Raw genomic sequence first — 11,810 nt, 5'->3', positions numbered from 1 at the left:
GACCGTGCAGTGATGAGGATCACCCTAGCGAGGGCGACTTACCAGCAGGTGAACCGGGCGGTTACCCGCCGTTCATGTGCAAATGGGTTCCGGTACCGGCATTACAAGACCGGTCGGTATAGAATTCCTATGCAGGCTGTAATATGTCGTGCCGGCGGAAATCAGCGCTCCACCAGTCGCGTTTGGGTCAGGTGAGCGCGGCGCACGCCTGCTGGATGCGCACGCACGCTTCCTTCAACACCGCTTCCGACGTCGCATAGGAGACGCGAAACGCCGGCGACAGGCCGAACGCCCCGCCGTGCACGGCGGCAACGCGCGCCGACTCGAGGAAATAGTCGATCAGCGCCTCGTCGCTGTCGATCACCTGCCCCGTCGGCGTTTTCTTGCCGATACAGCCGCTCGCGTCGGGATAGACATAGAAGGCGCCGTCGGGCACCGGGCAGTCGAGCCCCGGCGCGTCGTTAAGCATCGCCACGACCATGTCGCGGCGCTTGCGGAACGCGGCGTTGCGATCGTCGAGGAACTGCTGCGGGCCGCCGAGCGCGGCCGCCGCCGCCGCCTGCGCGATCGAGCAGGGGTTCGATGTCGACTGCGACTGAAGCTTGCCCATCGCCTTGATCAGCCACGCCGGGCCGCCCGCATAACCGATGCGCCAGCCGGTCATCGCATAGGCCTTCGAACAGCCGTTGACGGTCAGGATGCGGTCGACGAGGTCGGGGCAGCGCTGCGCCAGCGTCGAAAATTCGAAGTCGGCGTACCAGACATGCTCGTACATATCGTCGGTCATCACCATCACGTGCGGATGGCGGCGGATGACCTCGCCGATCGCGTCGAGTTCCTGCGGCGAATAGGCCGCGCCCGACGGATTCGACGGCGAGTTGAAGATGACCCAGCGCGTCTTTTTGGTAATCGCGGCGTCGAGTTGGTCGGGGGTCAGCTTGTAATGCTGCGCCGCGGTGGCGGCGACCACGACCGGGGTGCCACCGGCGAAAGCGACAATGTCGGGGTAGCTTACCCAATAGGGCGCCGGGATGATCACCTCGTCGCCCGCATCGACCGTTGCCACCAGCGCATTGAAAAGCGTGTGCTTGCCGCCGACGTTCACGGTGATCTGGTCGAGTCCATAGTCCAGATCATTGTCGCGGCGGAACTTGCCGCGGATCGCTTCCTTCAGCGCGACGGTGCCGTCGACCAGCGTATATTTGGTCTGACCCGCCCGGATCGCCTCGATCGCCGCCTCCTTGACGAAGTCCGGCGTGTCGAAATCGGGTTCGCCGGCGCTGAGCCCGATCACGTCGACCCCGGACGCTTTCAACGCCGAAACGCGCGCGGTCATGGCGAGCGTCGCCGACGGCTGGATACGGCCAAGGGCGGCGGAGGTGTGCGGCTTCAGGGACATGGTCGGGCTTTCCGTGGCTGGCGCGGTCGGGCGGCGAATTGACAGGAAATTGCGCGGGGCCGCGCCTAAAGGCTTCGCCCGCAAATCGCAAGGCGGCGGCACGATAATTTACCTATGCAGGCCGATTAAATCCGCAGCTCATGCGACGCTGGCTTCAGCACCGACCAGCCGCGCCGGGACCAGCCCGCGCAACGAATTGCCGATGAAAAAACCGTCCGCCAGATCGGCGAGGCGCAGATGCGATTCGACCGCGCGCCCTTTCTCGATCAGTTCGGCGCGCAGCACCCCCGGCAGCAGCCCCAGCGCCAACGGCGGCGTCAACAGCTGCCCATCGCGCTCGACGAAGATATTGCTCCAGCTGCCTTCGGTGACGAAACCGGGCTCGTCGACGAACACGACCTCGGCGGCGCCGCTGTCTTGCCGCACCGCGTCATAGGCGGCGCGCAGGCTGGTCTTGTGCGCGAGGCGGAAATCGCCCGCCACCATCGGTGCCGGCCGTACCGCGACCGGAACCGGCAGCTCGGCTAGCCGCGGCAATGGCGACACCTCGACCGCGAGCGCCCCCGACGGCGCGAGCCGCATCCGCACCCGCGCCGCGGCGCGGAGGCGGAAGGTGGCCGATTGCAGGCTGTTGCGCGCGCCGTGGCGGTCGAAGGCGAAGCCGAACGCCTCGGCGCTCGCCTTCATCCGCGCCAGATGCCCGTCGAGCCGCTGCACCCCCTCGACGGGGTCGAACAACATCGTTTCGATGAGGTCGAAGCTTTCGCCCGCTGCGCCCACAAATTCCCCCTTGGCCAGACATTCGCGCCACTCTTCAGCCGGTTCGCTGTCGGCGACGATTCCGGAACCCAGCCCCAGCGTGGCGCAAGGCGGCCGATCGTGCAAGCCGGTGTCGCGTGGAAACACCAAAGTGCGGATCGCGACGTTGAACGCCGCGTCGCCGCCCGCTTCGATGAAGCCGATCGATCCGGTATAGACGCCGCGCGGGTCGCTTTCGAGCTCGTCGATCACCTCCATCGCGCGGACCTTTGGCGCCCCGGTGATCGAGCCGCAGGGAAAGGCGGCACGCAGCAGGTCGATCGCGCCGGCGCCGTCCGGCAGGCGCGCGGTGACGTCGGACACCAGCTGGTGGATCGTCGGAAAGCTCTCGACCCGGAACAGGTCGGGGACCGCGACCGATCCCGGCACTGCGACGCGTGACAAGTCGTTGCGGATCAGGTCGACGATCATCAGATTTTCGGCGCGCTGCTTGGGATCGGCGGCGAGCCCGCGCGCCGCCACAGCGTCGGCATCAGGGTCCGCGCGGCGCGCCGCCGTCCCCTTCATCGGCCGCGCCATCACCCGGTCACCCTGCAGCGCAAAGAACAGCTCGGGCGACAGCGAGGCGATCGCGCGGTCGCCGGTCCAGACGAAGCCGCCATAGCCCGCGCGCGCGGTCCGCCGCAGCCGGGCATAGACCGCCAGCGGATCGCCCGCGAAAGGCACATCGGCGCGGAAGGTCATATTCGCCTGATAGATGTCGCCCGCCGCGATATAGCCGAGCGTACGGCGGACCGCCGCCTCATAGCCACCCCGCGCCACGCGCGGCTGCACCGCCCCGATCCATGCCGCGGCGGGATCGGGCAGCAGCGCCGCCACCGCATCGGCAGCGATCCGCTCGCAGCGCTCGAACAGCCCAAACCACCCGAGCGGCATCGCGCCGCCATCGTCGTCCGATGCGCGGCGCCACGCCGGAGCGAGGCCCTTGCCCGCTTCATAGGCCAGATAACCCGCCGCATGGAGACCGCGCGCCCGCGCCGCGTCGAGCGCCGTCAGCAGCGCCGGCACGTCGGCGGCGCGATTCGCGTCCAATATATCGACCGGGTCGCGAAACAGCCGCGCCGGCACCGCGCCCGACACCCGCGCATCGTCGAGCAGGACGAACGGACGGGTATCCGGTTCGAGCCGGAGGAAAGGGGCAGCGTCGGTCATCGCGGCGCCGGCGAACGAGACGGCCGCCCTCGGCGGATCAGCGGTCGCGCTTCATGCGGATGGTGCGGCCGCCGTCGATGGTGGCGAAATAGCTGCCCATCGTCGCGGTCTTGATCTTCACCTTCTGGCCCGGTTTGGGCTGGCGCGGCAGCGCCGTGGTGTCGATCTGCACCCACACCGCATCGTCTTCCATCACCAGCGTATATTTGCCCGAACGGTCGATGCTGACCGAGCGGATCGTCGTCTCGATTTCCTTGATCGCATCTTCGTCGCCGCCGAAAATCCCGCCGAGCTTGGGGAAAGAGAAACCGAACAGCCCGCGCCGTGCCTTCTTTGCCGTCTCGCGGTCGGTAAAGGTGATCTCGCGGGCCTGGTCGGCGGCCGACAATTCGCCGACCTCGCGGTCGAAACAGGCAAGCCGCGCGGCGGGGTCGGCGATGTCGCGGCAGCCATAAAGCTGCTCGATCTGCGCCGGTCGTACCGGCGGCGCCTTGTCCTTTGCGGCGGCGGGCGGGACGGCAAAGCAGGCAAGCAGGACGAGCGGCGCGGCAAGGCGTGAAAACAGGTGCGACATGGCAAACCCCCAGGCGGAAAGGACGGCCTCTGCCTAGCCGCGGGCGCGGCGCGCCGCAAGCGCCGCCCGGTTGCGATATTCGCTTACTTACCATAGTGTAAGGAAAGAACTTCACCGAGAGAGGAACGACAGCCCCGATGGACAGCGCCTATTCCTGGTCGACCGGTTACCGCCATCCAACGCCGTGGGATCAGGATTTCGCGCCGCTGACGCTGCCCGCGATGCTGGCGGACAGCGTGGCGCGCAAGGGTGCCGCGCCGATGATCGATTTCATGGGGCGGCGCTTCGGTTATGCCGAGGTCTCGGGTGCCGCGGCGCGCGTCGCGCGCGGTTTGCAGCAGCGCGGGATCGGCAAGGGCAGCCGTGTCGGCCTGTTCCTGCCCAACGTGCCGCATTATGTCGCGGCCTATTATGGCGCCCTCGCCGCCGGCGCCACGGTGGTCAATTTCTCGCCGCTCTACACCGTCGCCGAGCTTGAAGCGCAGGTCGAGGATTCGGGCACCGACACGCTGTTCACGGTCAGCGCGGCGGCGCTGCTGCCGACCGCGCTCGCGGTGCTCGACGGATCGAGCCTGAAGCATCTCGTCGTCGGCTCGGTCGCCGGCGGGCTGACCCCGGTCAAGTCGCTGCTCTATCGCGTGCTCCGCCGCGCCGATGTCGCGGCCTTGCCCGACGATCCGCGCGTCACACGCTTTTCGGCGCTGATCGCTAACGACGGGCGCCCCGATCCTGTCGCGATCGACCCCGAGCGCGACGTCGCGCTGATCCAGTACACTGGCGGGACCACCGGCACCCCGAAGGGCGCGATGCTGACTCACCAGAATCTGACCGCCAACGCGCGGCAGGTGAACAGCATCGATCCCGACCATAACGCCGAGGACCGGATCCTTGGCGTGCTCCCCTTCTTCCACGTCTTCGCCAACACCTGTGTGCTCAACCGCACCATCCTCAACGGCGGCATGATCGCGATGCTGCCGCGTTTCGATGCCAAGCAGGCGTTGCAGGCGATCACGCGGACGCGCGCCACCGCACTGCCCGGGGTACCGACGATGTATCAGGCGCTGCTCGACCATCCCGACCTTGCGAAGACCGACTTCTCCAGCTTGCGCATCTGCATTTCGGGCGGCGCGCCGATGCCCGCCGAACTGCGCGAGAAATTCGTCGCCGCCACCGGCGCCGCGCTCGTGGAAGGCTATGGCCTCACCGAAAGTTCGGGGGTCGTGTCGACCAATCCCTACGAAGGCCCGGTCAAGGCCGGCACGATCGGCCAGCCGCTGCCCGCGACGCATCTGCGCCTCGTCGATAAGGAAGATGCGACGAAGGACGCGCCCGCCGGCGAACCCGGCGAACTGGTGGTCAAGGGACCGCAGATCATGCAGGGCTATTGGAACCGCCCCGACGCCGATGGCGACAGCTTCACCGCCGACGGCTGGCTGCGCACCGGCGACGTCGCCACGATCGACAACCAGGGGTATGTCCGCATCGTTGACCGGCTGAAGGACATGATCGCGGTCGGCGGGTTCAAGGTCTACCCCAGCGTGATCGAAGCGCATCTGTACGAACATCCGGCGGTGAAGGAAGCGATCGTGCTCGGCGTCCCCGACCCCTATCGCGGCGAGGCGCCCAAGGCCTTCGTGACGCTGGAAGACGGGTTCGACGCCTCGGGCGAGGCGCTCGCCGCGTGGCTCAACCCGCGGCTCGGCAAGCACGAACGGGTCGGCGCGGTCGAGGTGCGGCTGAACTTGCCCAAGACGATGATCGGCAAGCTGGACCGCAAGGCGCTCAGGGCGGAAGAGGGGTAAACTTCGTCGTCACCCCGCGAAGGCGGGGACGCGATTTTGCCGGACAGAAGGTCACAATGAGACATTGTAACCTTTGTCATGTTATGCCATATCCAGCGTCGCAATTGCTTCAACGGAGAATCGGGTGACCGACGTCGCCAGCCCAATGCCTGTTTCCGGCCCTCTCCCGACGCGCCTCGGCGCGCTGGTCCGGGCTGCGCGCGAGGCGCGGCCGCTGACCTCGCTCAGTGGCGACCAGCTGGCGATGGGACTGTCGGGTCTGTGCCTCGTCCATTGCCTGGCGACGACGGTGTTCTTCGCGTCGATCGCCTCGGTCGGCGGGGTGTTTCTCGACAACCATCTGTTCCACGAAATCGGACTGATCGTCGCGATCGGCTTCGCGCTCATCACCCTCGTCGCCGGCGTGCTCAGCCACGGTTATATGATGCCGTTCGCGGTCGGCAGTTTCGGGCTCGGAATGATGGCCGGCGCGCTGTCGCGGCCGCACGACGGCAGCGAAGTCATCGCGACGATGATCGGGGTCGCGGTGGTCGCGCTCGGCCACGATCTCAACCACCGCGCCAGACACTAACCCAGCCACTGGCAACGCCACTGACGGCGCCGGAACGGACCGGTCCGTGGCTTGCGGGCGGCCCCGAAACACCCTACATTGGCCAGAGTTGGCGCGGGATTTCCCGCGCATGAGGAAACGCCATGGGCAAGCATGATCATCCGCACGTCGAGGCCAGCGGCGCCTCGCTCGCCACCGCGGCGCAGGCGGCGCTCGAGGCGGCAGGCGAAGCATGGACCGACATGCGTGCGCAGATTTTCGACGCCGTCGCGGCGATCGGCAAGCCCGCCAGCGCCTATGAAATCGCCGACATCGTGTCGCAGAAGCGCGGCAAGCGCGTCGCGCCGAACAGCGTCTATCGCATCCTCGACCTGTTCGTCGCGAGCAACCTGGTGCGGCGCGTCGAGAGCGCCAACGCCTTCGTCGCCAACAGCCACCCCGGCTGCCTCCACGACTGTATTTTCCTGATCTGCGACAGCTGCGGCAGCGCGGTGCATGTCGACGACGACAAATTATCGACCGGCGTCCGCGCCGCCGCGAATGCCACCGGCTTTGCCGCCGAACGCCCGGTGATCGAGGTGCGCGGCAAATGCGCCGAGTGCCAATAGGATGAGCGAAAGCGCTCGACCGGACCGCTAGCGCGTGATCGTTGGGGGCTTGCAGCATTGGGTTGAAACGCGGCGAACCCGGCCGCCGACCCCGACCCGCTGGTGGTACGTCACGCTGGCCTTCGGTATCGCTACCCTACTGTTCGGCTTCCACCTCGAGCAGGTTTTCCCGCCGACCGGCCACGCCATCGCCCCCGGTTATGGCGTCCCCGTCCTCGCCTTCGAGTTCGCGCGCGGGCAGGAGGATCTGGTCGCGATCTTCGGCCCCGACAGCGACCCGGCGCAGGTGGTCCGCCTCGCCGCGATGCGCACCGGCAACGAACGCGACTATCTCTACATGCTCTTCTACGCCGGGTTCCTCGCCAGCGGCTGCATCGCTCTGTTCTGCGACCTGCGTCTGCGCCCGCTGCTCGCCGCCGCCGTCGTGCCGGTGTTCGCCGCGCTCTGCGACGCCTATGAGAATGCGCTGCTGTTCGACATCCAGGCCGCCTATACGCTCGGCGATTATTCGCCCGCGATGGCGAGCCTGCCGGGGCCGGTCAGTGCGAAATTCCTCGCGCTCGCGGCGACCAATGTGGCGATCGGCCTCGCACTGACCCGCATCGGGCGCTGGTGGGGGCTGTTCGGCACGCTGGTTATCCTGGCCGCCATCCCCACGATCATGGCGCTCATTGCCCCCGCCGCGTTCGGGTGGGCACTGGTCCCCTCGACCGGTGCGGGCTGGATCGTGCTGCTCGCGGTCGCCGCGACGGGAAGCTGGGCCGCATTGGTGCAAAAGCGCCCGCTCGTCGATTACGCAGCGCCGGTTCTCCGCCGCCGCGTCGCGGACGAAGCCCCGCTGGTGCGCGCGCCCCGGCCGCTGTTCGGCCGCCGCAAGCCGGGGCGCTAATCCCTTTCCAGCCCGGCCTGCCGGGTCTAGGGAGGCGCGAATCCGGACCACAGGACAAGGGGGCTGCACCCATGAACAATGTCATCATCCGCGAAGACGACCTCGTCGAAACGATCGCCGATGCGCTCCAGTACATCAGCTATTTTCATCCGATGGACTATATCCGTGCCCTCGCCGCCGCCTATGAGCGCGAGGTATCGCCCGCCGCGAAGGACGCGATGGCGCAAATCCTCTCGAACAGCCGCATGTGCGCCGAGGGGCATCGCCCGATCTGCCAGGACACCGGCATCGTCACCGTCTTCATCAAATGGGGCATGGACTGTCGCCTCGACAGCCCGCGCAGCCTGCAGCAGGTCGTCGATGAGGGCGTGCGCCGCGCCTATCTCCACCCCGAAAACAAGCTCCGCGCCTCGATCCTCGCCGACCCTGCGTTCAGCCGCGTCAACACCAAGGACAACACGCCGTCGGTGCTCAACGTCGAAATGGTCACCGGCAACAAGGTCGTGATCGACGTCGCGGCGAAGGGCGGCGGCAGCGAGAATAAGTCGAAGTTCAAGATGATGAACCCGTCGGACTCGATCGTCGACTGGGTGCTCGAAATGGTCCCGCAAATGGGCGCCGGCTGGTGCCCGCCGGGCATGCTCGGTATCGGTATCGGCGGCACCGCCGAAAAGGCGATGCTGCTTGCCAAGCAGTCGCTGATGGACCCAATCGACATGACCGAGCTGCTCGCGCGCGGGCCCTCGTCGCCGACAGAGGAGCTGCGCATCGAGCTCTATGAAAAGGTCAATGCGCTCGGCATCGGCGCGCAGGGGCTCGGCGGCCTTGCGACCGTACTCGACGTGAAAATCGCCGACTGGCCGACGCACGCCGCATCGAAACCCGTCGCGATGATCCCCAATTGCGCCGCGACCCGCCACGCCCATGTGACGCTCGACGGCAGCGGCCCGGCCTTCCTCGAACCGCCGAAGCTGGCTGATTATCCGCAGATCGACTGGCAGCCGGATAGTGCCGCGATCCGCGTCGACCTCGACACGCTGACGCCCGAGGTCGTCGCGAGCTGGAAACAGGGCGACCGCCTGCTGCTAAATGGGAAGATGCTCACCGGCCGCGACGCCGCGCACAAGCGCATCGCCGAGATGCTGGCGAAGGGCGAGGAACTGCCCGTCAGCTTCCGCGATCGCGTCATCTACTACGTCGGCCCGGTCGACCCCGTCGGCGAGGAAATCGTCGGCCCCGCCGGCCCCACCACCGCGACGCGCATGGACAAGTTCATGGACATGATGCTCGATCAGGGCCTGCTCGCCTGCGTCGGCAAGGCCGAACGCGGCCCCGCCGCGACGCAATCGATCGCGAAGCACAAGAGCGCGTACCTCATGGCGGTCGGCGGCGCGGCCTATCTGGTGGCGCGCGCGATCAAGGGCAGCAAAGTCGTCGGCTTCGCCGACCTTGGCATGGAGGCGATCTACGAATTCGAGGTCCAGGACTTCCCGGTGACGGTTGCGGTCGACAGCGAAGGCCAGAACGTCCACGTCAACGCGCCGATGCTGTGGCAGAAGCGGATCAAGGATGAGGGGTTGCTGGAGGGGGTGCGATGATCCGTCGATTTCTTGCGTGGTTCGGCAAGCCAACCCTGACAAAGCCCGAGCTTGACCGGGCAGAGCTGGTCCAAGGCGAAGGACCGCCTGAAATCGTGGCGATCGATCACGACGACTACACTGCGAAATATATTGGGCGGATGCGAGATGGTCGTCAATTTTTCCTTACGACCCCATTCGTGCCCGCCTCTCCCGAAGGTCAAGGCTGCGAGTTCGTCGCATTGTATTTTTTCGACGCCGAGGGGCAATTCTTGAACGCGCTGATAGACAGCTTCGGCCCGCGTGATACGATGGACGACGATGCCAGGAAACAGGTTTATGATGATCGGCTGAGCAGTCTTGGTGAAGTGAGTTTTGAACGTATCGAAATCGAGCCATTCTCAGTCGAAAAGTTTGGCGTGCTATTTGGACTCATTCCGTGTGAACCCCATGACGAAGATGGAATTTGGACGGTGGAAGCTCAGCCAGGAAATTACATGGCATTCTACGAACCTTGGGACAGTGGCGACTATGACACTTGAATCAAGAAACTGAGCAGGCACGTTTTTCCATGAGCACGCATTATCACATCAACCTGTTCTGGTCGGACGAAGACGCGTGCTGGGTCGCCGACGTCCCCGACCTCACCTATTGCAGCGCCCACGGCCCGGCCGCAGAGGCCGCGCTGCACGAGGTCCAGATTGCGATGGCGCTATGGCTGGACGTCGCAGCGGAACGCGGTGAAGCAGCGCCGATCCCGCGCTACCATCCTGGCATTTACGCCGTCCGGGACGCCCCCTGAGAATAGCGCTCCGGTTCCGGTCGATCAGCCGAAGCGGCTTGCGTTGCCCCGATATTCAGCCAACACTCCCCGCAGCATAGACAGCAGAGGGGACGCATCATGGATTTCAGCCGCTTCGACCGTTTCAATCGCCGCGACATGATTCGCGGCGGCGCGATGCTCTCGGCGGGCGCCATGCTCATGCGCTCGCTACCGGGCCTCGCCGCCGATGGCCCGATCGCCGACATCCGCAAGGCGGCCGAGGCCGGCAAGACCGCCTCGATCAAGCGCATCCGCGACTGGATCGCGCTCCCCTCGATCGCCGCCGAGAACCGCAGCATGGCCGAGGGCGCCGCCTATATGGCCGAGCTGGCGAAGGATGCGGGCTTTACCAATGTCGAGATTGTCCCGACCGACGGCCACCCCGGCGTCTTCGGGACGATCGACGTCGGCGCGCCGCGCACGCTCGGCATCTATTTCATGTACGACGTCAAGCAGTTCGACCCGGCCGAATGGTCGTCGCCGCCGCTCGAGGGCAAGATGGTCGAGCGCCCCGGTTTCGGGCAGGCGATCATGGGCCGGGGCGCCGTCAACCAGAAGGGCCCCGAAGCGAGCTTCCTCGCCGCGCTCCACGCGATCCGCGCCGCGAAGGCGAAGCTGCCGGTCAACATCGTGCTCGTCTGCGAGGGCGAGGAGGAGATCGGATCGCCGCATTTCCGCCAGATCGCGACCAAGCCCAACATCCTCGCCGCGCTCAAGAAATGCGAAGGCATCTTCATTCCCTTCGCGTCGCAGGGCAAGACCGGCAATGTTACCGTCAACCTAGGCTCGAAAGGCATCATCGAACTCGAACTGATCGCGAGCGGCGAGAAATGGGGGCGCGGACCGAAGGGCGATGTGCATTCCAGCCTGAAGGCGATGGTCGACTCGCCCGCGTGGCGACTGGTCCAGGCGCTGCAAACGCTGGTGACCGAGGACGGCAACACGCCGGCGATCGAAGGCTGGTTCGAAAATGTCCGCCCCTTGACGGACCGCGAAAAGACCCTGATCCGCGAGGCCGCGCAGGCCGGCGACGAAGCCGCGCAGAAACAGGCGCTCGGTATCACCCACTGGATCGACAATCTCTCCTACCCCGATGCGCTGACCCGCCTCGCGCAGGAGCCGACGGTCAATATCGAGGGACTCGTCGCTGGCTATACCGGCCCCGGCGGCAAGACGATCCTGCCCGGCCGCGCGGTCGCCAAGCTCGACCTGCGCCTCGTCCCCAACCAGACCCGCGCCGAGGCCGAAAAGAAACTCCGCGCGCATCTCGACAAGCATGGCTTCACCGACGTCGAGGTCAATGTCTCGGGCGGTTATGATCCGACGGAGGTCGCCGAAAACAGCCGCCTCGTCCGCTCGGAGCTGGCGACCTACAAGGCGCTCGGAGTCGCGACCAGCCTCAACCCGCGGATGGCGGGCAGCTGGCCCGGCGCAACCTTCACCGCGCCGCCGGTGTCGATCCCCGCGGCGCATTTCGGCATCGGCCACGGCTCGGGCGCGCACGCCCCCGACGAATATTATTTGATCGAGTCGACCAATCCGAAAGTCGCGGGTCTGGTCGATGCGACGATGGGCTTCGCGGAATTCCTCTACGTGTTGGCGGCGATCAAGTAGCGC

At 66.4% G+C, this 11,810-nt stretch carries 11 protein-coding genes; 8 read left to right on the top strand and 3 right to left on the bottom strand.

The window, feature by feature from the left end; genetic code table 11:
* Nucleotides 1-187 precede the first annotated feature (187 nt).
* The 3 genes from HEQ22_RS00920 to HEQ22_RS00910 form a co-directional block, all read right to left on the bottom strand.
* Nucleotides 188-1,399: a pyridoxal phosphate-dependent aminotransferase gene (locus HEQ22_RS00920; RefSeq protein WP_432769329.1), complete on the bottom strand. Its 1,212-nt coding sequence runs from the start codon at nt 1,397-1,399 to the stop codon at nt 188-190.
* A 138-nt stretch (nt 1,400-1,537) separates the two neighbouring features.
* Nucleotides 1,538-3,370, bottom strand: a complete 1,833-nt coding sequence (pabB, locus tag HEQ22_RS00915) for an aminodeoxychorismate synthase component I (RefSeq protein WP_432769328.1) — start codon at nt 3,368-3,370, stop codon at nt 1,538-1,540.
* A 37-nt stretch (nt 3,371-3,407) separates the two neighbouring features.
* Complete coding sequence (locus tag HEQ22_RS00910) at nt 3,408-3,944, bottom strand: hypothetical protein (RefSeq protein WP_432769327.1); 537 nt, start codon at nt 3,942-3,944, stop codon at nt 3,408-3,410.
* A gap of 137 nt (nt 3,945-4,081) precedes the next feature.
* Between HEQ22_RS00910 and HEQ22_RS00905 the strand changes: the two genes are divergently transcribed.
* The 8 genes from HEQ22_RS00905 (at nt 4,082) to HEQ22_RS00870 (ending at nt 11,807) form a co-directional block, all read left to right on the top strand.
* Nucleotides 4,082-5,746 (top strand): AMP-binding protein, encoded by a 1,665-nt coding sequence (locus HEQ22_RS00905; RefSeq protein WP_432769326.1) that lies wholly within the window; start codon nt 4,082-4,084, stop codon nt 5,744-5,746.
* Nucleotides 5,747-5,870: 124 nt separating this feature from the next.
* Nucleotides 5,871-6,317: a MerC domain-containing protein gene (locus HEQ22_RS00900; protein ID WP_432769325.1), complete on the top strand. Its 447-nt coding sequence runs from the start codon at nt 5,871-5,873 to the stop codon at nt 6,315-6,317.
* Between the two features lie 122 nt (nt 6,318-6,439).
* Nucleotides 6,440-6,904 (top strand): Fur family transcriptional regulator, encoded by a 465-nt coding sequence (locus tag HEQ22_RS00895; protein ID WP_432769324.1) that lies wholly within the window; start codon nt 6,440-6,442, stop codon nt 6,902-6,904.
* A gap of 49 nt (nt 6,905-6,953) precedes the next feature.
* Nucleotides 6,954-7,793 (top strand): hypothetical protein, encoded by an 840-nt coding sequence (locus HEQ22_RS00890; RefSeq protein ID WP_432769323.1) that lies wholly within the window; start codon nt 6,954-6,956, stop codon nt 7,791-7,793.
* A gap of 71 nt (nt 7,794-7,864) precedes the next feature.
* Nucleotides 7,865-9,391, top strand: a complete 1,527-nt coding sequence (locus HEQ22_RS00885; RefSeq protein ID WP_432769322.1) for a fumarate hydratase — start codon at nt 7,865-7,867, stop codon at nt 9,389-9,391.
* On the top strand, nt 9,388-9,912 hold the full coding sequence (locus tag HEQ22_RS00880) for a hypothetical protein (protein ID WP_432769321.1): 525 nt from the start codon (nt 9,388-9,390) through the stop codon (nt 9,910-9,912). Before HEQ22_RS00885 ends, HEQ22_RS00880 begins: the two co-directional genes overlap by 4 nt.
* 29 nt (nt 9,913-9,941) lie before the next feature.
* Nucleotides 9,942-10,172, top strand: coding sequence for a type II toxin-antitoxin system HicB family antitoxin (locus HEQ22_RS00875; RefSeq protein ID WP_432769320.1), 231 nt, complete (start codon nt 9,942-9,944; stop codon nt 10,170-10,172).
* A gap of 99 nt (nt 10,173-10,271) precedes the next feature.
* Complete coding sequence (locus tag HEQ22_RS00870) at nt 10,272-11,807, top strand: M20/M25/M40 family metallo-hydrolase (protein ID WP_432769319.1); 1,536 nt, start codon at nt 10,272-10,274, stop codon at nt 11,805-11,807.
* Nucleotides 11,808-11,810: the final 3 nt, after the last annotated feature.

Source organism: Sphingopyxis sp. (assembly GCF_050916055.1).
Lineage (GTDB): Bacteria > Pseudomonadota > Alphaproteobacteria > Sphingomonadales > Sphingomonadaceae > Sphingopyxis.
The sequence above is the reverse complement of the archived record's forward strand: the minus strand, read 5'-3'. Positions and strand labels throughout refer to the sequence as shown.

Coding starts and splice junctions, on each gene's coding strand:
- HEQ22_RS00885 (WP_432769322.1), top strand. CDS start 7,865: ATGAACAATGTCATCATCCGCGAAGACGACCTCGTCGAAACGATCGCC.
- HEQ22_RS00910 (WP_432769327.1), bottom strand. CDS start 3,944: ATGTCGCACCTGTTTTCACGCCTTGCCGCGCCGCTCGTCCTGCTTGCC.
- HEQ22_RS00895 (WP_432769324.1), top strand. CDS start 6,440: ATGGGCAAGCATGATCATCCGCACGTCGAGGCCAGCGGCGCCTCGCTC.
- pabB (WP_432769328.1), bottom strand. CDS start 3,370: ATGACCGACGCTGCCCCTTTCCTCCGGCTCGAACCGGATACCCGTCCG.
- HEQ22_RS00880 (WP_432769321.1), top strand. CDS start 9,388: ATGATCCGTCGATTTCTTGCGTGGTTCGGCAAGCCAACCCTGACAAAG.
- HEQ22_RS00920 (WP_432769329.1), bottom strand. CDS start 1,399: ATGTCCCTGAAGCCGCACACCTCCGCCGCCCTTGGCCGTATCCAGCCG.
- HEQ22_RS00875 (WP_432769320.1), top strand. CDS start 9,942: ATGAGCACGCATTATCACATCAACCTGTTCTGGTCGGACGAAGACGCG.
- HEQ22_RS00905 (WP_432769326.1), top strand. CDS start 4,082: ATGGACAGCGCCTATTCCTGGTCGACCGGTTACCGCCATCCAACGCCG.
- HEQ22_RS00870 (WP_432769319.1), top strand. CDS start 10,272: ATGGATTTCAGCCGCTTCGACCGTTTCAATCGCCGCGACATGATTCGC.